Origin of the sequence: Streptomyces sp. NPDC059788, from assembly GCF_042732265.1 — a bacterium.
Taxonomy (GTDB): Bacteria; Actinomycetota; Actinomycetes; order Streptomycetales; family Streptomycetaceae; genus Streptomyces.
Genome location: NZ_JBHWHY010000054.1, coordinates 46,946 through 68,670, shown reverse-complemented (window position 1 = coordinate 68,670; position 21,725 = coordinate 46,946). Strand labels below are relative to the sequence as shown.

Sequence of the window (21,725 nt, the reverse complement as noted above, 5' to 3'; positions counted from 1 at the left end):
GGCCGGCCCGGGGCGCACGCGGGGGGCCCCCCGCCGCGGCTGAGCAGCCTGGGGGAGCGGGCTGCTCAGCCCGTACGGCTCAGCAGCTCAGGTTGCCTCCGGTGGACGTGCCCAGGATCTGGGTGAACTTCTTGAAGCTGTTGATCCGGCTCTGGACCTGGCCGGGGTTGCCGCCGTTGCACTCCATGCTGCCGTTGATGCTGCGGATGGTCTCGCCGAAGCCGCGGTCGTTGACGATCGCGTCGTGCGGGGTCATCGTGCCGGGGCCGCGCTGGGTGTTCCAGTACCACAGGCCGGTCTTCCAGGCGACGGCGGAGTCCGTCTGCACCAGGTTCGGGTTGTGCAGCAGGTCGATGCCGAGCGCGTCGCCCGCCGTCTTGTAGTTGTAGTTCCAGCTGAGCTGGATCGGCCCGCGGCCGTAGTACGCCGCCTGGCCGGCGGGACAGCCGTACGGCCGGTTGCGGTCGCAGTAGTGCGGGTAGTTGTTCGTGTCCTGCTCCACGACGTGGACCAGGCCGCCCGTTTCGTGCCCGACATTGGCGAGGAAGGCGGCGGCCTCCCGCTTCTTGATGGTGTCGCTGCCCGTGTTGGCGAACCCGGGGTACGCGCTGAGCGCGGCCTTCAGACCGTTGTACGTGTAGAACGGGTTTCTGTTCGGGAACATCTGGTTGAACTGCGCCTCGCTCACGACGAAGCCGGACGGGTTGGTGCCGCCGCCGCAGTTGTACGGCTCCCAGTACCAGGTGCTGATGACCGGGTCGTAGCCCGGGTTGTCGTGCGTGGCGCGGTAGAACTTGCCGTTCGTGTACTTGACGATGTTTCCGGTCACGTACTGCTTTCCGGCGGTCCAGACCGTGAAGTTGCAGCTCGCGGCGGGCGCCGCGGTGCCGGAGGAGGGGGCCGCGGTGGCCGACGGCGCCGCGACGGTGAGGGTCGCGGCACAGGCGGCGGCCGAGAACACGGCGGCTATACGCTGCTTGAGCAACACTTGATCACTCCTCAGTGCGGCAGGGCCGCTTTCGTTCGGCGACGGACGGTCCGGCGCACGACGAGCACCACGGACCGCGCTCCGGTTCGCAAGCGCGATCACGGTTCGGTGGTACTCAACTCGCATGGTCTGTACCAGTCAAGATGCCGAAGGTCCAGATTCCGGATCGGACAGCAACCGGTCACCGGGACGGGCGAAACGGGCGGGCCGGCCACGGCCTCAGGTGAGCAGGCGGAACAGGTGGGCGCAGGCCGTCGCCTCGGTCGGGTGGTGGCCGATGACGTGGTGGGCGCCGCGTTCGTACGCGCCGGTCTCCCACGTCCCGTCCGGGGCCTGCCGCAGAAACAGGAAGTCCGGGGGCGTGGGGGCGGGTTCGTGGACGCCTTCGATGCGGTAGTGACCGTCGGCCGCACCCGCCGCGACCAGCGCGGCACGCAGCGCACGACGGTCCGCGGGGGCGCTCACGGAGCGTCCGCGCGCGGGGGCGGTGGTGCCGGCCGGGCCCCGGCCGGCTCTCCGGCCGTCACGTGCTCACGGGCTTGAGGAACCCGTGGTCCAGAAGCCACTTCACGTTCAGCCGCTGCCCCTGACCCGGGTCCAGGAACACCGCGTCCAGCTTGATCTGTTGGCCGCCGCCGGGCTGTTCGAACCAGGGGGCGATGCTGCCCTGCCACACCCAGAACGGCTTCGCGACCTTGTACACGTGATAGTCGCAGGGCGCCGCCGCGTCCCGCGTGTTGAGGTTCTGCGGGGGCAGGGACCGTTCGGCGTACGCGTCGCCCGCGGGTGCCAGGAATCCGCCGAACTCGGAGCCGAAACGATCCAGCCGCTGACCGGTGCGCAGCTTCGCGGGCTCCTTGTCCACCGTGCCGTTGACCTCACCGAAGCCGTCGTTGGGCGGGTACTTCCAGCCGCCCGAGTCCGCCGGCCCCTCCCAGTACTTCTTCAAGAAGGCGGACGGCGACAGCTTTCCCGTCCTCTTGTAGCCCTTCAGCAGCGGCCCCACCGGCGCCTGCCGCTTCTCCGGCAGCCACTTGGGGCCGAGCCGGGCGTCCCCGTGGAACTCCCCGGTGCAGGGCTCGTGGCGCATCGAAGCGGCCGGCGCGACGGCGGTCCGGTCGTCCGGCTGCGGAGCGGCGCTCGCGGCCGGGGCCGTCGCCAGACCCGCGGCGAGGCCGAGAGCGGCGAGTGCGGTACGTATGCGGTTCACTCGGGAAAGTCCCTTCACGCACTGATGTTTGATCAGAACAGCGGAGCGCAGGGTAGACGGGACGTCCCGAGAGGCGCCACGGCCGCAGCGCATTCCGGCCAGGAAGGCAGCGGGCGGGGAAGCGGGAAAACGGGGAAGCGCAGAGGTCGGGAGGCGGGGGGCGGGGCCCCCGCTCCCCGTGCCGCGGGCGAGAAGGCGAGCGGCGGCTGGCCGATATCGATCAGGGCGGCGCGGCACTACCCCTCCAGCAACATCACGCAATTTGTGTTAACAATGCTGAAGGTGTCTGCTGACAATGCCGACCAGCGCCATCCGCGCAGAGAACACCCGCCGACCCCGAGGGACGCCCGCCCATGCCCGCTCCGCTGCCCGCCGCCGTACCCGCGACCATGCGCGCCGCCGTGCTGCACGCGCCGAAGGACCTGCGGATCGAGGAGCGGCCCGTGCCGGTCCCCGGGCCGGGACAGGTACTGGTCCGCGTCGAAGCCGTCGGCATCTGCGGCTCCGACGTGCACTACTACGAACACGGGCGGATCGGTGACTTCACCGTCCGCGCCCCGATGGTGCTCGGCCACGAGCCCGGCGGCACGGTCGTCGCCCTCGGCCCTGGAGCCACCCGCCACCGGCCGGGACAGCTGGTGTCCCTCGAACCGGGCGTCCCGTGCGGCACGTGCGCGCAGTGCCGCCGAGGCCGCTACAACCTCTGCCCCGAGGTGTCCTTCTACGCGACCCCGCCGGTCGACGGCGCCCTGTGCGAGTACGTCGCGATCGACGAGCACTTCGCCCACGCCGTCCCCGACACGCTGACCGCCGAGACCGCTGCCCTGCTGGAGCCGCTGTCCGTCGGTGTGTGGGCCGCGCGCAAGGGGCGGATCGGCCCCGGCTCGCGGGTGCTGGTCACCGGCGCCGGGCCGATCGGGCTGGTCGCCGTCCAGACCGCCCGCGCCTTCGGTGCCACCGAGGTCGTCGTCACCGACATCGCACCCGAGCGGCTCGGCCTGGCGCGGGAGTTGGGGGCCACCGCCACCGTGGACGTCCGCACCACCCGGCTCGCCGACACCGGATACGTCCCCGACGTCCTCCTGGAGTGCTCCGGCGTCCCGGCCGTCGCCGACGAGGGCATCCGGTCCGTCGGCCGCGCCGGCCGGGCGGTGCTGGTGGGGATGGGCGGCGACACCGTGCCGCTGCCGCTGGCCCATGTGCAGAACTTCGAGATCGAGGTCACCGGCACCTTCCGGTACGCCAACACCTGGCCCGCCGCCATCGCCCTGGCCGCTTCCGGAGACGTACGGCTCGACCGGCTGGTCTCCCACCGGTACGGCCTGGAGGAGGCGGAGCAGGCGCTCACCGCGGCCGCCCGTGACCGTACGACGATCAAGCCCGTGGTGTGTCCGCAGCCCAGCTGACCGCCGCGGGCGCGGAGGGGAAGGAACGCCGGATGCCCGCCAAGGCACGGCTGTCGCAGGCCGCCGTCGAACAGCGGCGGCAGGACGTCCTGCGGTACGTCGCCGACCACGGCGCCCTGCGGATCGACGCGCTCGCCGAACGCTTCGGCGTCAGCCTGATGACGATGCACCGCGACCTCGACGACCTCGCCGGACGCCGGCTGCTCCGCAAGGAGCGGGGGCGGGCCGTCGCCTTCCCCGCGCTGACCATGGAGACCGCCACCCGCTTTCGCGAGAGCTCCGCGCTGGCGGCCAAGACGGCGCTGTGCGCCGCGGTGGCCGACCGGATCGCCCCGGGCAGCACCCTGCTGATGGACGACTCCACCACCCTCTACCCGCTGGCCGGCCTGCTGGCCCGGCACGACCGGGCCGCCGGGCTCACGGTGCTCACCAATTCCGTCGGCCTGGCCCAGCGCCTGGGAGCGGCGCCCGGCGTGGGCGTCACGCTGCTCGGCGGCGCCTACCAGGGCGAGTTCAACTCCTGCACCGGCCCGGAGGTCGGCCGGGCCCTCGCCCGGCTGCACGCCGACCTGGCGCTGATGTCCGCCACCGCCGTCCTCGACGGACGGCTCTTCCACCCGCTGCGGGAGTACGCCGAGGTCAAGGAGGCCATGCTGGCCGCCGCCGCCGAGGCCGTACTGGTGGCGGACCACTCCAAGTTCGGCAAGCGGGCCACGTACCAGTACGGCACCGCGGCCCTCTACGGGTCGGTCGTCACCGACACCGCCACCCCCGCCGAAGAAGTCGCGGCGCTGCGGGCCACCGGCGCCGCCGTGCAGGTCGTGGAGCCGGACACGGCGTGAGCCCGGGGGCAGCGCGGTCAGCCGGCCCCACGGGAGCGTCACCCCGCCGGGTGAACCCGGCGGCCGTCCGGCGTACGGCGGCGCGGCGTTGGGCAGTCCCTTTGGCGCGCGGGCCCGGCGGACCCGAAGCGGACGGGAGGCCGGAGGCCGCCGCGCGGAGAGGGGAGCACAGTGGAACCGGACATCGTGTACGAGCCACCCGCGGTGGAGGACATCGGCGACTTCGCCGAGCTGACGCTGGGTTCGAACGTCGGCACGTTCTTCGAGGGCGGCTACGCGCCCTGGTACTGGCAGGTCCCGCCGGCCGGCTGAGGTGAGCGACGACGTGTGGTTCGCGGTCCTCCCCGACGGCGAGAGCGGACGGAGCGCGGCGCGGGCGCTGCGGCCCGGTGCGACCGAGGTGGTCCGCCACCACTCCGGCCGCCCGTGGCTGATCGGCAGCTGGCCCGCGGGCCAGGTGGTGTCCGCCGCCGTGGGAGGGGCGCGGATGGCGGTGATCGGGCGGTGCCCGGTCACCGCCGACACGCTGGGGGAGCGGCTGCGCCGGCTCCCGGACGTCTCCGGCGCCGAGGACGCCCTCGCAGGGCTGACGGGGAGCTTCCACGCGGTGCTCTCCGTCGGCGGCCGGGTCCGGGTGCGCGGCAGCGCCTCGGCCGTACGCCGGGTCTTCCACGCCCGGATCGGCGAGGCGACGGTGGCGGCGAGCCGGGCCGACATCCTGGCGTCGGCGACCGGCGCCACCGTGGACGAACGGCAGTTGGCGCTGCACCTGCTGTCCTCGCCGCTTCCGTACCCGCTCGCCGACGGCGGCGCCCTGTGGCGCGGCGTCCGGGCCGTGCCCGACGGACACGCTCTGCTGCTGGAGGCGGACGGCCGGGCCACGGACCGGCGCTGGTGGACCCCGCCGGACCCCGAACTCCCGCTGGTCCAGGGGGCGGAAGCGGTACGCCGGGCCCTCACCGACGCGGTCGGCTCCTGCACCGCCGACCGCAAGACCGTCAGCGCGGACCTCTCCGGCGGCATGGACTCCACCAGCCTGTGCTTCCTCGCCGCCCGCGGCCCGGCCCGCCTGGTCACCTTCCGCTGGGAGAGCGTGGACCCGGCCAACGACGACGCCGCCTGGGCCGCCCGGGCGACCGCCCAGCTCCCGGGCGCCGAGCACGTACTGCCCGACCGCGCCGGCGCGCCCCTGTGGTTCAGCGGCATGAACAGCTTCGACGTGGCCGCGGACGAGCCCGGCGTCTGGGCCCGCGACAGCGCCAAACTCGTCACGCTCGCCGGGCTGATGACCGCACGCGGCTCCGCACTGCACCTGTCGGGCGGCGGCGGGGACGAACTCTTCGCCGCCCTGCCTCCGTACCTGCACGACGTGCTGCGCACCCGGCCGCGGTCCGTGCCGGGGCGGCTGCGAAGACAGCGGGCGGCCCAACCCCAGCCGCTGTGGCCGCTGCTGCGCGGGCTGGCGGACCGCAGCGCCTTCAGTCGCTGGCTGGCCGCCTGGGCCGATCATCTCGGCCAGGACCCGGCGCGGCCGGTCCCCGCCCGGTTCACGGCCGGTACGGCCTGGGGGACGTTCTCGTCCATGCCGCCGTGGGCCACCCCGGCGGCGGCCCGCGCGGCCCGTTGCGTTCTGCGCGAAGCGGCCGCCGCGGCTCCCGAGGCGCTCGCGGCGCAGCGGGGACAGCACGCGGCGCTGGCCGGTGTGCGGATGTGCGGCCGTGCGTTCCGGCAGGTCGACCAGGCGGCCTCCGGCCTGGGACTGCCGTACGCCGCGCCGTTCCTGGACGACAGCGTGATCGGGGCCGCCTTGTCCGTACGGGTCGCCGACCGCGCCGCGCCCGACCGCTACAAGCCGGTCCTCACCACCGCGATGCGCGGTGTCGTTCCCGAGGCCCTGCTGACCCGGACCACGAAGGGCGAGTACACCGCCGATTTCTACTTCGCCCTGCGCCGGAACAGGTCCGCCCTCGCCGACCTGTTCAACGAATCCCGCCTGGCCCGCGCCGGCCTCCTGGACACCGCGGCCCTCGCCGCCCAGCTGGCCCGGCCGCAGCTGCCGCCCGACGTGATGCGCGCCCTCGACAACACCCTGGCCTGCGAGGTCTGGCTGCGCTCCGCGCTCAGGCCGCCCGGCGGATGAGCACACCGGCGGGCACGGGGGGTGCCCGCCGGTGCGAGGACCGTGACCCGCTACGGCTTGGGCAGGACGCAGCCCGGCCGTCCCAGGTCCAGCTTGTTGCCCGTGCCGAAGCACTTGGGTATCTCGTACGTCTCCTGGGCGTAGCCGATGCCCCGGCGCACGCTCACCTGGCCGTTGGCGTCCACCTCGCACGGGTTGTTGAGCGTGCAGCGCTGGCCGCTCTCATTGATCGTGTTGTTGACGGCCGCCACCTTGCCGGAGGCGACGTCGATCACCGGCGAGCCGGAGGTGCCGCCGATGACCTTGCAGGGCGCGGTGTAGCGGACCGAGTCCTTCCAGGTCCAGTCGCCCTCCTTGAGCCGGTGGGCGAAGCCGTCCACGTTGCAGTTGTAGGTCTTCTTCCAGTAACCGGACACGACGCTGATGGCGTTGCCCTTGACGGGGTGCGTGGTGGCCATGTCCAGCGCCTTGATGTTGTAGCGCTGCTTTATCTGGGCGTAGGTGGAGGAGAGTTCGTAGAGCGAGACATCGGTGTCGGTCATCGTGCCGTAGACGACCTTGGTGGCGCGGACCGTGCCGAGGTTGCCCGCCGAGGCGTTGAGCACGGTGAAGCTGCGGCTGGACGGCTGGTCGACGATGACCTCGCCCGCGCCGGGCATCCCGCCTTCCAGACAGTGTCCGTTGGACAGGACCAGCGCGGGGTCGTTGTCGGTCGAGGTGGGCATGCGGACGATCGACCCCGAGCAGTTGCTGAGCGCGACCGTACCGGCGAAGTTCACGGCTCTGGGAGCCGCGGCCCGGGACGTGGTGAGCGTGGTGTCCGCCGTGTGCTGGAGCTGAGCCGTCGCCGTATGACCGGCGGCGTCCGACGTCGTGGCCGCACCGGCGGTTCCGGCGGTGCCCACGAGGGCCGCGGTACCCAGGACGGCCGTGGCCAGGGCACCGACGAGAGGGCTTCTCATGTGGGGGTCCTCTCAGGATCTGTGGCCGAAGTTCCTTCGGCTTTGACGTGCGCATTGTTGGGGCAACCGAGGCTGCTGGCAACAACTTCGCCGTAACCGGCGGAATTTTGTTCGGGTCCCGGCGGCGGAAAACCGGTGGGGAGCAGGGCAGAACGGGCGTGCGGGGGCGAGGCGGGCATGTGGGGTGGCGCGGGCATGTGGTGCCGCGGCGGAGGTGGGACCATTCCCGACCACACGGTTGGCCACCGTTCAGATTTCTCATGCATTTCTCAGGAACGCGGACGGCAGTGTTCCGTTATACCGCGTTGACCTGCGCCGCAGCCGACTCGGGGAAGTCCACGAAACGTCCTGGACATGAGGCAGGGCGGATGTCGTACGCTAAACTCCGCGATCCGCTCGCGCATTTTCTGCCGTTTACCGTAAAACTCGGACACGTCGCCGCCGCACCGTCGTTAAGGACCCGGATGCTTTACGCTGCGCCCCAACACCCTCCCGGCCCGCAGGGAGAGGTGCGGCGGCCCAGACTGCGTGTCCTGGACGGACTGCGCCTGCTGGCAGCCCTGATGGTCCTCGCGTATCACTACATCACCCTGCGCGACGGCTGGGGCGAGGACCCGCAGGCATTCTCCCCGCTCGTCTACCACCTGTCGGAGTACGGCTGGCTGGGCGTCGAGGTCTTCTTCTTGATCAGTGGCTTCGTCATCTGCATGAGCGCGTGGGGGCGTTCGCTCGGCGATTTCGTGACCTCACGCGTTTCCCGTCTCTATCCGGCCTATTGGGTCGCCGTGCTGCTGACGGCGGCGGTCCTGACGGTATGGCCGAACGTCCGCACCGCGGACAACTGGGAAACGGTCCTGACGAACCTCACCATGCTCCAGCAAGGGGTCGGCGTACCCGACGTGGACGACGCCTACTGGACGCTGTTCATCGAGCTGAAGTTCTACCTGCTGTTCGCGGTCGTGGTGTTCCGCGGGGTCAACTACCGCAGATGTGTGCTCTTCTGCGGCCTGTGGACCGTGGCCGGGGTGGTGGCACTGAAGGCCAACAGCGATCTGCTCTCGGTGTGGGCCATAGCGCCGTACTCCCCGTACTTCATCGCGGGCATCGCCTTCTACCTCATGCACCGATTCCGGCCCACCGCTCTGCTGTGGGCGATCGTCGCGGTTTCCTTCCTGCTCGCCCAGCACTATCTGCGCGGCCGGCTGGTGATGAACCTCGGCGCGAAGGCGGACATCGCGCACGGCTGGCCGGTGCGGCTGGCTGTCCTGGCCGCCTTCGCCCTGATGGCCGCCATCGCGCTCGGGTGGTTCGACAAGCTCCAATGGCGCTGGCTGTCCACGGCCGGATCGCTCACCTATCCGCTCTACCTGCTGCACATGTACGTGGGTTTCACCCTCATCGACCTGCTGCGCAACCGGGTGCCCGCGCTCGTACTGCTGCCGGCGATCGTCGTTCTCATGCTGGGCCTTTCCTGGCTGGTGCACCGGTTCGTGGAACGGCCGCTGGGCAAAAAAATGCGGGTGGCCATGCAGAAGAGCGTGGAGGAGATGCGGTTTCACTCGCGGGGGGAAATGCCGGTGGCACCGGTGGAGAAACGCCGGGAAATCGTGCGTGAGGAACGCAAGCCCGATCCGGAATTGCTGCACTGAAGAATGTGAATGCCGGAGCGGCCCACAGGAAACTCTGGCCCCGCCGGTCGCGTATGCCATCAGACGTAAACCGCAACCCATACGCCGCTGCGCCCCTGCGCCGCTATCCGTACGCCGTAACCCGTAGGCCTTTCCCCATACCCGCGTACGCCGTTTCGTCACCCCTGTTCGCTCGTTGACACGGGTGGCGGGCCGCACCGGAAGAAGAATGCCGGTGGCAGTCGGCATTTCACGCGCGCCGGAGGGAAGACGTCAGGGATGAGCGGTGAGATGTGGGCGATCGTGGTGATCCTGGCAGTGCTGCTCGCGGCGATGGTCGGCGCGGCGATCGTGCTGCTGGTCAAGGTGGTCCGCGCGCGCGGCGCCTTGCGCGACGCGGGCGTACCTCTGGAGAACAAGATCGCGTACTGGGGGGCGCTGCTCTATGTGATCTCGCCGGTCGATCTGCTGCCCGACCCGGTCCTGCTCGACGACATCGGGGTGCTCCTGCTGGCCCTGCGCTCGCTCCAGGCGGCGGCCGAGGCCTCGGGCGTACGCAAGGGGAAGCGGTCCTCGTCGTCGCCGGGCATCGAGGCCGGGGCGTGACACCTCTCGGTCACGCCGCAGCCGCGCGAGGGGCGTGACCGAGGGACGTGACCGGCAGGCAGGACCCTCGGTCACCGGTTACGCGGTGGCCCGTCGCGCGTACACCTCGATCTCGATCTTCATGCGGGGGTCCGCGAGACCGCACACGAGCATCGTGGCCGCCGGCCTGACGTCGCCGAAGGCATGCCGCAGCACCGGCCAGCAGGGCTCGAAGTCGGCCCGGTCGGGCAGCAGATAGCGCACCCGCACCACGTCGGCGAAGGAACTCCCCGCCTCGGTCAGCGCGGCATCGATGTTGCGCAGGCACTGCGCGGCCTGCTCCACCACGTCGTCGGAGATCGTCATGGTGGCGTAGTCGAATCCGGTCGTCCCGGACACGTGCACCCAGTCGCCGTCGACCACGGCACGGGCATAGCCGATCTGCTCCTCGAAGGCCGAGCCACTGAGGATCGCACGTCGTTCTGTCATGCGCCGAACGCTAAGTGTCGCGTCCGGATACGTCCAATACTGCCTACGGCATGGGGTGATATCTCTATAGATATGGAGCGCCCCGAGCTACCCCTCGCGCAGCTGCACGCCTTCGTCGTGCTCGCCGAAGAACTCCACTTCGGCCACGCCGCCACCCGCCTGGGCATCGCGCAGCCGCCGCTGAGCCAGCAGATCCGCCGCCTGGAGGACAAGGTCGGGCACCCGTTGTTCGGCCGCCACCCAGGACGCGTCACGCTCACCCCGGCCGGCCGCGAACTGCTCCCCGCGGCCCGTCGGGCCCTCACCACCCTTGTGGACGGCCTGACCGCGGCCCGGGAGGTCGGCAGCGGCAACGCCGGCCGGCTGCGCATCGGCTTCGCCGCGTCCCTCGCCCTGACGGTCCTGCCCGGCCTGCTGCGCACCTTCGCGGAACGGTTTCCCGACGTCCGTCTGGACATCCACGAGATGACCACCGCGCCGCAGCTCGCCGCCCTGCACGACAGGACCATCGATGTCGGCCTGCTGCGCGAGCCGCCCGCTGACGACCCCGAACTCGGCTTCGAGACCGTCCTGACCGAGCCCTTCGTGGCCGTCCTGCCGTCCGCGCACCCCGTGGCGTCCCAACGCGTCGCCCGCGTCGGGCAATTGGCGGACTCGCCCTTCGTGCTCCTGCCCCGCGCCGTCGGCCCGCGGCTGCACGACCAGATCATCGGCCTGTGCACCGCGGCGGGCTTCACGCCCCGGGTGGCCCAGCACGCCGTGGAATGGCAGACCGTCTGCGCCCTGGTGGAAGCCGGCCTGGGCGTGTCACTGGCCCCGGAGGGCATCCGCCGCATCCGCCTCAAGGGCGTCGCCTTCCGCCGGATCACCCCCGACACCACGCGCACGCGAGCCGCCGCGGCCTGGCGCAAAAAAGATCCGAACCCCCTGGTCGCGCACTTCCTGGCAACGGTGGCGGGTTCGACGACGAAGACGACGAACACGACGAACACGACGAAGGCGAAGACAGGGACGACGACGAAGGCGTCATGATCCGGAGTCGCGGCAGCGCGGCACCCGCCCGGGATGGCGACACGGTCTGGATGCGATGCCGTTGCTTCAGCTTGCGTCCGTAAGCTGAAGCAACGACTGCGGGTCTAGACCGCGGTGATGCCACCGTCGGCGGCGACGACGGCGCCCGTCACGAAAGCGGCGCGGGGCGAGGCGAGGAAGCACAGGACTTCGGCGATCTCCCCGGGGTGTGCCACGCGGCCCAGGGGATGCGCGTCGGCGAAGGACGCCAGGTACGCGCGGCTGTCGGAGCGGAACGAGTCGAGGAAATCGGTCTCGATGACGCCCGCGGCAACGATGTTGGCCCGGATGCCCAGGGGGCCGCCCTCCACGGCGAGCACCTTGGTCAGCTGGGCCAAAGCGCCCTTCGACGCGCTGTAGGCGGCGCCCTCGGGCAGGGCGACGGTGCAGGTGTAGGAACCGGTGCTGACGATGGAGCCGCCGCCGCGGGCCTTCATCGCGCGGAACGCCTCGCGGGCGAAGAAGAAGGAGCCGCGGGCGTTGACGGCCATCAGCGTGTCCCAGTCCTCGGCGGTGGTCTCGGTGACGGGCCGGTTCAGGGTGCGGCCGGCGTTGTTCACCAGGATGTCCAGGCCGCCGAAGGCGTCGACGGCCGCCCGTACCGCCCGGGAGGCGGTCTCTTCCCGCGTGATGTCGCCGTTCATCGTCAGGACGCCGGGAAACTCGTCCGGCAGGGACTTGAGGTCGGGGCGTACGTCGACGGCGACGACGCGGGCTCCGCGGGCGTGGAGGAGCGCGACGGTCTCCTTGCCGACGCCGCGTGCGGCTCCGGTGACGAGGGCGACCTTTCCGGCGAATTCCGCGGATTCGGTGAATTCGATGGATTCCGTGGATTCGGTGGGCGAAGTGGGAGGGGGTACAGGTGACATGGGGTGTGCCTTGTTCCTTGGGGGAGAGGATGTGCGGAGTACGGCAGGTGCTCGTGGTGCGGGCCGGGTGTTCAGTGCGCGGTGAGGCCGCCGTCGACCACGAGTTCCGAGCCGGTGACGAACGACGAGTCGGCGCAGGCGAGGAAGAGGATCGCGGGTGCGATCTCGTCGGCGCGGCCCGCCCGGCGCATCGGGGTGCGCCGGATGTCCGGCTGCTGGTCGCCGTGTTCGTCCAGGACGTCCTGGATCATCGGCGTGGCGATCACTCCGGGGTGCACCGAGTTGACCCGTACTCCCTGCCGCGCGTACTCGACCGCCGCCGTCTTGCTGAGCAGGCGCACCGCGCCCTTGGACGCCTGGTACGCCGTCGCCGCGCCGCTTCCCACGAGTCCGAGCACCGACGACGTGTTGATCACCGACGCGTCGCCGCTCGCCCGCAGGAGCGGCATCGCGGCCCGCATGCCGAGCCAGGTGCCCTTCTGGTTCACGTCGATGACGCGGTCCCACGCCTCCTCCCGGGTGTCCTCGACGCCCGGCCAGTCCACGATGCCGGCGAGGTTCACGAGCACGTCCAGCGCTTCGAACCGGTCGCGTACGAGGGTGATCACCTCGTCCCACTCCCGCGCCGAGGAGACGTCGAGCCGGGCGGCGGCGACCTCGGTGCCGCGCGCCTCGATCCGCGCGGCCAGGTCCCGCAGCGGCCCCTCGGCGACATCGGTGATGACCAGCCGGGCGCCTTCGCGGGCGAAGAGTTCGGCGGTCGCGGAGCCGATGCCGCCGGTCGCGCCGGTGATCAGCGCGACCTTGCCGTCGAGTCGTTGTGCTGCCATCGATGGGTCCTTGCCTGTTGTTGGTGCTGGGGAGCTACGAAGCCGGGTTACCGGGGGCCGGGTTGCCGGGGTGCGATGCGGGGCGCCGACTTCCGGATGCCGTCGTGCCGTCGTGCCGTCGTGCGATCGCCGCGGTGCTGTCCCGCGCCACCGAGTCTGTGCAGGCCGACAGCGGTCGACCAGGACGTGTGCTGCCTGGGTGTGGCACACCCAGGCAGCACGTCGGACTGCCGCCTAGCCTGAGCCCATGGACGACAACCACCTGGGAGACTTCCTGCGCGCACGCCGTGCCGGCCTGCGGCCGGAGGACATCGGTATGGCGAGCTACGGGGCCCGCAGGGTCGCCGGACTGCGCCGTGAGGAGGTCGCCGTGCTCGCCGGTGTGAACGCCGACTACTACACGCGCCTGGAACAAGGGCGCGAGCGCAACCCCTCACCTCAGGTGCTCGACGCCCTCAGCCGCGCGCTGCGCCTCGAAACGGATGCCCGGACGCACCTGTGCCGGCTGGCCGGGGCCACCCCGGGCGAACCGCCCGTCGCCCGAACCGCCGAGCGGGTCGGCCCGGAGCTGCGCCAGTTGATGGACGGCTACCCGAACACCCCGGCGTTCGTCCTCGGCAGGACCCTGGACATCCTCGCCGCCAACGCCCTGGCCGATGCCCTCTTCGCCCCGTTCGAGCCGGCCGACAACCTGGCCCGTATGGCCTTCGCCGACCCCGCGGGCCGGGACTTCTACGCCGACTGGGAGCGGGCGGCCGAGGCCACCGTCGCCAACCTGCGCCAGGCGGCCGGTTGCGATCCGGGCAATCCGCGGCTGCGTGAACTCGTCCGTACCCTCGCCGGGCACAGTCCGGAGTTCGCCCGCCTCTGGAGCGCCCACGCCGTGCGCGGCAAGAGCCGGGACGCCAAGCACCTCCTGCACCCGGACGTCGGCCCGCTCACCCTCACGTACCAGGCGTTCGACGTACGCGACGCCCCCGGCCGGCAGCTCGTCATCTACCACGCCGAACCGGGCAGCCCCAGCGCCCAGGCCCTCGGCCTCCTCGGCTCCCTGCACGCCACCCGGCGCGGGGCCGAACCCCGTCACCACCGACCCCGGTGAGTCCCCCCGGGGCCCCGCGGTGTCACGGCTGCCGCGCGGACTCGCAGAAGGCCACCCGGGCCAGCACCTCGGGGTCCCGGGCCAGCTCAGGAGGCAGCCTGGTCGAGCGGCGGAGGGTGGTCCGCAGGAGCTGGTCCACGGCCAGGTAGCCGTGTGCCGACAGGGGGACCCTGCCCAGGTCCGCGTTGTGGAGGTCGACTCCGCGCAGGTCGGCGTGCTGTAGTTCGGCCGCGGTCAGGTCCGCGTAGAGGAAGTTCGCGCCGCGCAGATTGGCCTTGGTGAGTACGGCACCCATGAGGTCGGCCTCGGTCAGGTCGGCCACCTGGAGGTTCGCGCCCCGCAACACCGACCGGGCCAGCTTGGCGTCCCGCAAGTTCGCTTCCTGGAGGTCGGCCTCGGTCAGGTCGGCGTCCGTGAGGTCGGCGGCGCGCAGGTTGGCCTCCCGGAAGCCGGCGCCGGACAGGTCGGCGCCCCGCAGCGTGACTCCGCGCAGATCCGCCTCCCGGAAGTCCGCACCCGCGAGGTCCATCCCCCGGAAGCTCATGGTGCGCAGGTCGGCCCGGCGGAAGTCGATGCCGCGCAGGTCGACGCGCTCGCCGGGGAGGTTGCGCGGCGGGCGGTCGGAGATCACGGTGAGGGCGGTACGGATGTCCTCGGGCAGCGGGTAGGTGCGGTGCTGCCCGGCCGGGCCCGTGGCGTGGCCGCGGGCTTGCACCGGCCCGCGGCCCTGTCCTTGCCCCGGCCCGAATCCCTGCCCCTGCCCGAATCCCTGGTCGGGCCCCTGGTCCGGCCCGGCCGGATGGCCGGTGCCTGCTGGGTGCCCGCCGGGCCCGCTCCCGGGGGCGCGGTTGTGCGTACGTACGTAGGCGGCCAGCACGTTCACGACCGTGACGTGGTCCTTGCGCGAGTCGTGCATGATGCGCCGCAACGCGTAGATCCCGCCCAGCCGTTCGGTGAGGTTCTGTGAGCCGAGCAGCTTGATCGCCTCGACGTACCGGTCGGTGACCTGCCCTTCGCGGCTGATGTCCGCCTGCTCCCGGTCCTTGTCGCGGGTGTGCTGCAAGGTGCGGTGGGTGTAGTAGAGGCCGATCGCGGCGATGAGCCCGGCGCCGAGGGCGACCAGGGCGGTCCGGAAGCCGGTGATGACGACGCCGTCGGCGGGCTGGAGGTCGCGGGTGCGCAGATGGGCGCCGTCGATCCACCAGGGTCCGTGCCACAGGAGCAGGGTGTAACCGGCGGCAGCGGCGGCCAGGAGGACGAGCAGGAGATACCGCTTCACCGGCTTCATGCCGTACATCATGTCCGCGGCGGGCCGGTGGAACCCGTCGTCCCGCGAAGGCCGTCCACCGGCCCCGGCGCGGCGGCCCCGGTGATCCGTGCGGGGGCGCTCGCGGCGGCGCCGGTGCAGGATGTTGGCATGCTGCTGGCCCGTCTCGCACAGGTGTCCGGGGAGGTCGCCGCCACCGCGGCGCGGTCCCAGAAGATCAAGCTGCTGGCCGAACTGTTCCGCCAGGCCGAACCGGACGACGCGCCGGTGGCCATCGCCTACCTGGCGGGGCGGCTGCCGCAGGGCCGTATCGGAGTCGGCTGGAGCGTCCTCGGGGACTCCGTACCGGCCGCCGGCACCGGCACGCTCACGGTTCTCGGCACCGACGCCGCCCTGACCGCCCTGGCAGCCGTGGCGGGGCCCGGCTCGCAGGCCGAGCGGCGCCGCCTGGTCCAGGAACTGCTGGCCCTGGCGACCGAGGAGGAGCAGCGGTTTCTCGTCGGCCTGCTGACCGGCGAGGTACGGCAGGGCGCGCTCGACGCCGTCGCCACCGAGGCGATCGCGTCAGCGTCCGAGGCACCTGTCGCGGACGTACGGCGGGCCGTGATGCTGGCCGGGTCCCTGGAGGAGGTGGCCCGCGGTCTGCTCGCCGAGGGGCCCGCGGCGCTGGCGGACTTCCGGCTCACCGTGGGGCGCCCCGTCGGGCCGATGCTGGCGCACGGGGCGAAATCCCTGGCCGAGGCGGTCGACAAGGCCGGGAGGTGCGCCGTGGAGGAGAAGCTGGACGGCATCCGGGTGCAGGTGCACCGGGACGGCTCGTACGTACGGATCTACACCCGCACCCTCGACGACGTCACCGACCGGCTCCCGGAGATCACCGAGGCCGCGCTCGCCCTGGACGTGCCGTGCTTCGTGCTGGACGGCGAGGTGATCGCGCTCGGCGAGGACGGGCGTCCGCTGCCGTTCCAGCGGATCGCGGGCCGCTTCGGCTCGCGCGTGGACGTGGCCGCCGCGCGGGCCGCGCTGCCGCTGTCCCCGGTCTTCTTCGACGTCCTCGCCGTGGACGGCCGTGACCTCCTGGATCTGCCCGGCGACCGGCGGCACGCGGAGCTGGTCCGGCTGGTCCCGGAGGAACGGCGCGTCCGCCGTACGGTGGTCGGCGACCCGGCCGACACCGCGGCGCGGCAGGCCGCCGAGGAGTTCTGGGCCGAGACGCTGCGGCGGGGCCACGAGGGCGTCATGGTCAAGGCGCTGGACGCGCCCTACAGCGCGGGCCGCCGTGGCGCCGCCTGGCTGAAGGTGAAGCCGGTGCACACACTCGACCTGGTGGTGCTGGCCGCCGAATGGGGGCACGGCCGCCGCACCGGCAAACTCTCCAACCTCCACCTCGGCGCGCGCGGCCCGGACGGCACGTTCGTCATGCTCGGCAAGACCTTCAAGGGCCTCACCGACGCCACCCTCGCCTGGCAGACGGAACGCCTGCGCGAGCTGGCCGTGGACGAGAGCGGTTACGTCGTGACCGTACGCCCCGAGCTGGTCGTCGAGATCGCCTACGACGGCCTGCAGACCTCGACCCGCTACCCGGCGGGCGTCACGCTGCGGTTCGCCCGGGTGCTGCGCTATCGCGAAGACAAGACGGCCGCCGAGGCGGACACGGTGGAGACGGTGCTCGCCGCGCACGACCGGCCGGTGCCGGGCGCGGCCGGCGGCGGGAGTCCGGCCGAGGAGCCGGACGCCCCGCCGGAGCCCGGCGCCGGGGGCTGACCGGGGCGCGGCGACCGGGCCCGGAGCCCGGATGTCCGCCATGCCCGCCTGCTCTGGCACTATGACAGGACAGGGCCTCGTCCGCTGGTCAGGGCCTTGGATGGAGGCAGCGCCTCCATGAAATCGATTTCCCGATCCGTGTCGAAGGGGAGGTGTCCGGTGGCACCAGCCGCGGTCGGCCTCGCCCGCCCGGTCGGCGCACCGTCGTCCGAACGTGCTCTCCGGTAACAGCCCTTCTGCTGTGCACCCCAAGATCCACTTCAACACCTTCAGCTGAGCAAAGGGGCTCTTCCGTTGGCCAGAAAGATCATTCTCGACTGCGACCCCGGGCACGACGACGCGATCGCCATGCTCCTGGCGTACGGCAATCCCGACATCGACCTGGTCGCCGTCACCACCGTGGTCGGCAACCAGACCCTGGAGAAGGTCACCCGCAACGCGCTGTCCGTGGCCCGCATCGCCGGTATCACCGGTGTGCCCTTCGCGGCCGGCAGCCCGCGGCCCCTCGTCCGGACCATCGAGAACGCACCCGAGATCCACGGTGACACCGGACTGGACGGCCCGGACCTGCCCGAGCCGAACATCGAACTCGACCGCCGGCACGCCGTCGACCTCATCATCGACACGGTGATGTCGCACGAACCGGGCGAAATCACCATCGTTCCGACCGCGGGCCTGACCAACATCGCCCTCGCCGTGCGCAAGGAGCCCCGGATCGCCGAGCGCGTCCGCGAGGTCGTCCTGATGGGCGGCGGCTACCACGAGGGCAACTGGAGCGCGGTCGCCGAGTTCAACATCGTCATCGACCCGCACGCCGCGCACATCGTCTTCAACGAGCGCTGGCCCGTGACCATGGTCGGCCTCGACCTGACCCACCAGGCGCTGGCGACCCCCGAGGTCACCAAGAAGATCGCCGACGTGGGCACCGGGCCCGCCGCCTTCGTCCTGGAACTGCTCGACTTCTTCCGCGACGCCTACCGGGAGAACCAGGGCTTCGAGTACCCGCCGGTGCACGACCCGTGCGCCGTCGCCTACGTCATCGACCCGGACGTGATGACCGTACGCAAGGCCCCGGTGGACATCGAGCTGACCGGCGGCCTGACCATGGGCATGACCGTCACCGACTTCCGCTGGCCCATCCCCGAGGACTGCCGCACCCAGGTCGCCGTCAAGCTGGACCACGAGCGGTTCTGGAACCTGGTGGTGGACGCCCTCCAGCGCATCGGCGACGTCGAGGCATGAGCGCCCCGCACACCGCCCGGCCCGCCGAAACGGCGGGTCCGGGGCGCTCCGTACGGATCGGGGTGCTGGTCACCGCGCTGCTGACGGCGTGCATCGCCTTCCAGCTCAACGCCAGTATGCTCAGCCCCGCGCTGAAGAGCATCGAGGACAGCCTCGGCGCCACCTCGGCCGAGATCGGGCTCACCCAGACCGCGTTCTTCACCTCCGCGGCGCTGTTCTCGCTGTTCCTGCCGCGGCTCGGCGACATCCTCGGCCGCCGCAAGGTGCTCGCCGGGATGATGGCCCTGATGGTCGTCGGCTGTGTCGTCGCCGCGCTCGCGCAGAGCGTGCCGATGCTGTTCGTCGGCCGCGTCATCCAGGGCGTGTCCGGGCCGACCGTACCGCTGTGCCTGATCATGCTGCGGGTCGAGGTCACCGAGCCCAAGCGGTACGGCACGCTGCTCGGCATGATCACCGCGGTCAACGGCGGCATCGCCGGCATCGACTCCCTGGCCGGCGGCTACCTCGCCGACCGGCATGGCTTCGCCGCGGTCTTCTGGGCCATGGCCGTCGTCGCCGCGATCGCCGCCGCCCTCGTCGCGGTCATGACCCCCGAGTCCAAGGCGCCCGACAGCCACCGGATGGACTGGCCGGGTGTCGCCCTGCTCGTGGTGTCCGTCGGCTCGCTGCTCGTCGCGCTCAACGAGGCGGGCAAGCTGGCCGCAGCGAACTGGCCGCTCATCGCGGTCCTCGTGGTCGTGGCGGCACTCGCGTTCTGGCTGTTCTGGCGGACCGAGGACCGCACCGGGCACCCCCTGGTCGCGACGCGGCATCTGCGGCAGCGCTCGACCTGGGCGACGCTGCTGACCACGATGCTGACGATGACCGGCGTCTTCGCCGTCATGAACGGGCTCATCCCGGCCTTCGCGCAGGACGCGCAGGCCGGGCTCGGGATGTCGGCCGAGCAGTCCGCGTGGTGGACGCTGACCCCGTACGCCATCGCCGGCCTCGCCATGGGCCCCATCGCCGGGCGGCTCGCGGCGACGTACGGGTACGGCCGGGTCCTGCGGCTCGGGCTCATCGGCGCGGCGGCGACCGTCGTCCTGATGATCGTCACGCTCTCCGCCCACTCCCGGGGGCTGCTGCTGGCCGCCTCCATCCTGGTGGGCATCACCTACGCGGGCGTGGCGAACATCGTTCTCAACGGGCTCGGCATCGTGCTCTCGCCCAAGGAGAACCCGGGCTTCCTGCCCGGCCTGAACGCCGGTGCCTTCAACCTCGGCTCCGGCCTCAGCTTCGCCGCCCTGTACGCGGTCAAGACCGCCGTCCCGGCCGACGACCCGTCGTCCGCCTCCGGCTACACCGCCGGAATGATCGCGGGGGTCGTCATCATGGCCGTCGCCGTCGCGGCGTCGTTCCTCATCCCGAAGCCGGTGGAGGCCGAAGCGCCCGCGTGAGGTCCGCCGAGCGCCATCGGACGGCCCGGTCCCTCCTCGCCCGAGGAGCGACCGGGCCGTCGTACGTGGCAGCCCCCGCGCGGGTCTTCGGCGACGGAGCCTAGGCGTGCCGCCCCGGAACGGCGGTGTCGGCGATCCGGCCGAGCAGGGCGGCCAGTTCGGCCGGTGCGGCCAGGAACGGTGAGTGGCCGGTGCCGATCCGTTCGACGTGCGTGGCGTTCGCGGACATCTTCGTCTGCATCGCGGGCCGGAGCGCCCGGTCGTCTTCGCAGATCACGTAGGTGGAGGGCACGGTCCGCCAGGCCGCGCGGGTCACCGGCTCCTGGAACGACCGCCGGCTCTGCTCGACGAGCCGCCCGAGGGCCCGCTCGGCCACGTCGTCCGGCAGGTCCCCGTACAGCGACGCACGCGGGTCCTCGAAGACGGGCGGCTGGAGGCCTTCGAGGTCCACGCCCTTGGACGCGTCGCGGCCGTGCAGGCTGCCGAGCGACTCGCCCTCCGCGGGCATGTACGCCGCGAGGTAGACGAGGTGGGCGACGTGCGCGTGACCGGCGGCGGCCTCGGTGACGGGGATGCCGCCGTAGGAGTGGCCGACGACGACCACCGGCCCTTCGATCTCGCGCAGCCGCGCGGCTATCGCCTCGGCGTCGTCGAACACACCGGCGGTCGGGGTGCCCTGCGGGCCGGAGCCGGGCAGATCGACGGTGTGGGACTCCCGGCCGTCGGCGGCGAGGGCGTCCTGCAGGTCGGCCCAGCAGGTGGACCGGTGCCAGGCGCCGTGGACGAGGAGGAACGACGGGCGGGCTGCGGCGTTGGGCATGGGGGTGATGCTCCTGATGGTCGGAACGAAAGCGGCGGTCGGGGTCGGCAGGCGCGCGGCACGCGTGGTCGCGGGGCACCGGCCTGGACCGGGAAGGCCGGAGCGAACTCACGCCCGGGCGCGGCCTCCTGAGCGAGCATGCAACACGACGCGCCACACCCTGCGCCACTGCCTTTTCCTTGCGCGGGATTCGACATCGGGGGTGCCCCGGCAACGGATTTCGACATCCGGATGCCATCGGCTCAGCGGGGCGCCGTCGCGTCTTCGACCACCATCGCGACGAAGTCCGTGGAGGCTCTGCGACGGGCGAAAGGGTTGCGCAGGGGACGGGAGGGGACGGCTGGGGGAGCGGACAGGGACCTGTGGATGCGCAGCGCCTCCTCGATCACGGGGTGCCGGTCCGGCGGGAACGTCTCCAGGGCGTAGCGGCCGGCGCCGCCCTTGGACGTGATCTCCCCGGTGGCGAGCGTGTAATGGAGGCGGCTGACGCCGAGCACACCCCAGGCCGTCGCCCAACCGCTCAGCCCGGCCAGGCCCATCAGTGACAACGGCTTGCGGTGCCCGATGTGCCAGGCCCGCCAGTAGCGGTCGAGGTTCTCCAGCGTCCAGGCGCGCAGGGCGGCGGGGCCGGCGGCGACCTCGAAAGCGCCGGGTGCGGGGCCGCGCACGGAAACGGCGTTCTTCGCGAGGACGGCCCAGGTCACCGGGTTGACCTCGAAAGCGCCGTCCGTACGGAACTTTCCCTGGAGCGTGTACGGGACGCCGGGACAGGAGGCGGTATCCGCGGCCAGGTCCTGCCAGGTGACGTGGATGCCGTCGAAGTGCGGGCGCCGGTGCCGGCCGCGCGTTTCGGCGTGCGCCTGTTCCAGGGCCGCGACATCCGCCGCCGAGAGACGCCGGGCGGTGACGGCCACGAAATCGACATCGCTGCGCCCCGGCCGGAAGTCCGCCAGGGCGATCGACCCCGTCAGATACAGCCCCTCGATCAGGCCGGGACGCAGCCGGTCCGCGTGCGCGAGGAAGCCGCGCACCACGGCCTCCGCCGAAGGATGCACCCCTTGTCCCTTCCCCGTG

21 protein-coding genes are annotated in these 21,725 nt (G+C 71.9%); 11 read left to right on the top strand and 10 right to left on the bottom strand.

The features are described from left to right. Window positions 1–79: 79 nt before the first annotated feature. The 3 genes from ACFV57_RS35365 to ACFV57_RS35355 all read right to left on the bottom strand — a co-directional run bounded on the left by ACFV57_RS35365 (window position 80) and on the right by ACFV57_RS35355 (window position 2,198). Complete coding sequence (locus ACFV57_RS35365; protein ID WP_385240825.1) at window positions 80–985, bottom strand: glycoside hydrolase family 19 protein; 906 nt, start codon at window positions 983–985, stop codon at window positions 80–82. Window positions 986–1,207: 222 nt separating this feature from the next. Beyond that, entirely contained in the window at window positions 1,208–1,453 is a 246-nt protein-coding gene (locus ACFV57_RS35360) for a hypothetical protein (protein ID WP_385240819.1), read from the bottom strand. A gap of 58 nt (window positions 1,454–1,511) precedes the next feature. Then, on the bottom strand, window positions 1,512–2,198 hold the full coding sequence (locus ACFV57_RS35355; RefSeq protein ID WP_385240817.1) for a TNT domain-containing protein: 687 nt from the start codon (window positions 2,196–2,198) through the stop codon (window positions 1,512–1,514). Window positions 2,199–2,551: 353 nt separating this feature from the next. On the opposite strand from ACFV57_RS35355, the gene ACFV57_RS35350 reads away from it, so the two are divergent. The 4 genes from ACFV57_RS35350 (at window position 2,552) to ACFV57_RS35335 (ending at window position 6,586) form a co-directional block, all read left to right on the top strand. After that, a complete protein-coding gene (locus ACFV57_RS35350; protein ID WP_385240814.1) occupies window positions 2,552–3,604 on the top strand; it encodes an NAD(P)-dependent alcohol dehydrogenase in 1,053 nt (350 codons plus the stop codon). Continuing rightward, complete coding sequence (locus ACFV57_RS35345) at window positions 3,586–4,446, top strand: DeoR/GlpR family DNA-binding transcription regulator (RefSeq protein ID WP_385240811.1); 861 nt, start codon at window positions 3,586–3,588, stop codon at window positions 4,444–4,446. Before ACFV57_RS35350 ends, ACFV57_RS35345 begins: the two co-directional genes overlap by 19 nt. Window positions 4,447–4,632: 186 nt before the next feature. Then, on the top strand, window positions 4,633–4,758 hold the full coding sequence (locus tag ACFV57_RS35340) for a lasso RiPP family leader peptide-containing protein (protein WP_385240808.1): 126 nt from the start codon (window positions 4,633–4,635) through the stop codon (window positions 4,756–4,758). Between the two features lies 1 nt (window position 4,759). After that, a complete protein-coding gene (locus tag ACFV57_RS35335) occupies window positions 4,760–6,586 on the top strand; it encodes an asparagine synthase-related protein (protein WP_385240805.1) in 1,827 nt (608 codons plus the stop codon). Window positions 6,587–6,636: 50 nt separating this feature from the next. On the opposite strand, the gene ACFV57_RS35330 is transcribed toward ACFV57_RS35335, so the two are convergent. Then, window positions 6,637–7,548, bottom strand: a complete 912-nt coding sequence (locus ACFV57_RS35330; RefSeq protein WP_385240802.1) for a serine protease — start codon at window positions 7,546–7,548, stop codon at window positions 6,637–6,639. A 509-nt stretch (window positions 7,549–8,057) separates the two neighbouring features. On the opposite strand from ACFV57_RS35330, the gene ACFV57_RS35325 reads away from it, so the two are divergent. Next, complete coding sequence (locus ACFV57_RS35325) at window positions 8,058–9,197, top strand: acyltransferase family protein (RefSeq protein WP_385240800.1); 1,140 nt, start codon at window positions 8,058–8,060, stop codon at window positions 9,195–9,197. Between the two features lie 258 nt (window positions 9,198–9,455). Further along, entirely contained in the window at window positions 9,456–9,782 is a 327-nt protein-coding gene (locus tag ACFV57_RS35320; protein ID WP_385240797.1) for a YkvA family protein, read from the top strand. A 78-nt stretch (window positions 9,783–9,860) separates the two neighbouring features. Here ACFV57_RS35320 and ACFV57_RS35315 read toward each other — a convergent pair whose 3' ends face one another. Further along, a complete protein-coding gene (locus ACFV57_RS35315) occupies window positions 9,861–10,250 on the bottom strand; it encodes a RidA family protein (protein WP_385240794.1) in 390 nt (129 codons plus the stop codon). Between the two features lie 72 nt (window positions 10,251–10,322). Here ACFV57_RS35315 and ACFV57_RS35310 point away from each other — a divergent pair, with 72 nt between their 5' ends. Further along, entirely contained in the window at window positions 10,323–11,282 is a 960-nt protein-coding gene (locus ACFV57_RS35310; protein ID WP_385240791.1) for a LysR family transcriptional regulator, read from the top strand. Window positions 11,283–11,386: 104 nt separating this feature from the next. Here the strand turns inward: ACFV57_RS35310 and ACFV57_RS35305 are convergent, their stop codons facing one another. Together ACFV57_RS35305 and ACFV57_RS35300 are read right to left on the bottom strand one after the other, a co-directional pair. Next, a complete protein-coding gene (locus ACFV57_RS35305) occupies window positions 11,387–12,190 on the bottom strand; it encodes an SDR family NAD(P)-dependent oxidoreductase (protein ID WP_385240788.1) in 804 nt (267 codons plus the stop codon). Window positions 12,191–12,261: 71 nt separating this feature from the next. Next, on the bottom strand, window positions 12,262–13,020 hold the full coding sequence (locus tag ACFV57_RS35300) for an SDR family NAD(P)-dependent oxidoreductase (protein WP_385240785.1): 759 nt from the start codon (window positions 13,018–13,020) through the stop codon (window positions 12,262–12,264). 247 nt (window positions 13,021–13,267) lie between these two features. On the opposite strand from ACFV57_RS35300, the gene ACFV57_RS35295 reads away from it, so the two are divergent. Beyond that, on the top strand, window positions 13,268–14,122 hold the full coding sequence (locus ACFV57_RS35295) for a helix-turn-helix domain-containing protein (protein ID WP_385240782.1): 855 nt from the start codon (window positions 13,268–13,270) through the stop codon (window positions 14,120–14,122). A gap of 22 nt (window positions 14,123–14,144) precedes the next feature. On the opposite strand, the gene ACFV57_RS35290 is transcribed toward ACFV57_RS35295, so the two are convergent. Continuing rightward, on the bottom strand, window positions 14,145–15,410 hold the full coding sequence (locus tag ACFV57_RS35290) for a pentapeptide repeat-containing protein (protein WP_385240779.1): 1,266 nt from the start codon (window positions 15,408–15,410) through the stop codon (window positions 14,145–14,147). A 129-nt stretch (window positions 15,411–15,539) separates the two neighbouring features. On the opposite strand from ACFV57_RS35290, the gene ACFV57_RS35285 reads away from it, so the two are divergent. The 3 genes from ACFV57_RS35285 to ACFV57_RS35275 all read left to right on the top strand — a co-directional run bounded on the left by ACFV57_RS35285 (window position 15,540) and on the right by ACFV57_RS35275 (window position 19,831). Beyond that, complete coding sequence (locus ACFV57_RS35285; protein ID WP_385240776.1) at window positions 15,540–17,153, top strand: ATP-dependent DNA ligase; 1,614 nt, start codon at window positions 15,540–15,542, stop codon at window positions 17,151–17,153. 294 nt (window positions 17,154–17,447) lie between these two features. Beyond that, window positions 17,448–18,395 (top strand): nucleoside hydrolase, encoded by a 948-nt coding sequence (locus ACFV57_RS35280; protein ID WP_385240773.1) that lies wholly within the window; start codon window positions 17,448–17,450, stop codon window positions 18,393–18,395. Then, on the top strand, window positions 18,392–19,831 hold the full coding sequence (locus ACFV57_RS35275) for an MFS transporter (protein WP_385240770.1): 1,440 nt from the start codon (window positions 18,392–18,394) through the stop codon (window positions 19,829–19,831). The genes ACFV57_RS35280 and ACFV57_RS35275 overlap by 4 nt, the downstream gene beginning before the upstream one ends. Window positions 19,832–19,931: 100 nt before the next feature. Here the strand turns inward: ACFV57_RS35275 and ACFV57_RS35270 are convergent, their stop codons facing one another. Next, window positions 19,932–20,651: an alpha/beta hydrolase gene (locus ACFV57_RS35270; protein WP_385240767.1), complete on the bottom strand. Its 720-nt coding sequence runs from the start codon at window positions 20,649–20,651 to the stop codon at window positions 19,932–19,934. Between the two features lie 242 nt (window positions 20,652–20,893). Continuing rightward, complete coding sequence (locus tag ACFV57_RS35265) at window positions 20,894–21,706, bottom strand: aminoglycoside adenylyltransferase domain-containing protein (RefSeq protein ID WP_385240764.1); 813 nt, start codon at window positions 21,704–21,706, stop codon at window positions 20,894–20,896. Window positions 21,707–21,725: the final 19 nt, after the last annotated feature.

Coding starts and splice junctions, on each gene's coding strand:
- ACFV57_RS35350 (WP_385240814.1), top strand. CDS start 2,552: ATGCCCGCTCCGCTGCCCGCCGCCGTACCCGCGACCATGCGCGCCGCC.
- ACFV57_RS35330 (WP_385240802.1), bottom strand. CDS start 7,548: ATGAGAAGCCCTCTCGTCGGTGCCCTGGCCACGGCCGTCCTGGGTACC.
- ACFV57_RS35320 (WP_385240797.1), top strand. CDS start 9,456: ATGAGCGGTGAGATGTGGGCGATCGTGGTGATCCTGGCAGTGCTGCTC.
- ACFV57_RS35315 (WP_385240794.1), bottom strand. CDS start 10,250: ATGACAGAACGACGTGCGATCCTCAGTGGCTCGGCCTTCGAGGAGCAG.
- ACFV57_RS35310 (WP_385240791.1), top strand. CDS start 10,323: ATGGAGCGCCCCGAGCTACCCCTCGCGCAGCTGCACGCCTTCGTCGTG.
- ACFV57_RS35305 (WP_385240788.1), bottom strand. CDS start 12,190: ATGTCACCTGTACCCCCTCCCACTTCGCCCACCGAATCCACGGAATCC.
- ACFV57_RS35300 (WP_385240785.1), bottom strand. CDS start 13,020: ATGGCAGCACAACGACTCGACGGCAAGGTCGCGCTGATCACCGGCGCG.
- ACFV57_RS35295 (WP_385240782.1), top strand. CDS start 13,268: ATGGACGACAACCACCTGGGAGACTTCCTGCGCGCACGCCGTGCCGGC.
- ACFV57_RS35290 (WP_385240779.1), bottom strand. CDS start 15,410: ATGAAGCCGGTGAAGCGGTATCTCCTGCTCGTCCTCCTGGCCGCCGCT.
- ACFV57_RS35285 (WP_385240776.1), top strand. CDS start 15,540: ATGCTGCTGGCCCGTCTCGCACAGGTGTCCGGGGAGGTCGCCGCCACC.
- ACFV57_RS35275 (WP_385240770.1), top strand. CDS start 18,392: ATGAGCGCCCCGCACACCGCCCGGCCCGCCGAAACGGCGGGTCCGGGG.
- ACFV57_RS35270 (WP_385240767.1), bottom strand. CDS start 20,651: ATGCCCAACGCCGCAGCCCGCCCGTCGTTCCTCCTCGTCCACGGCGCC.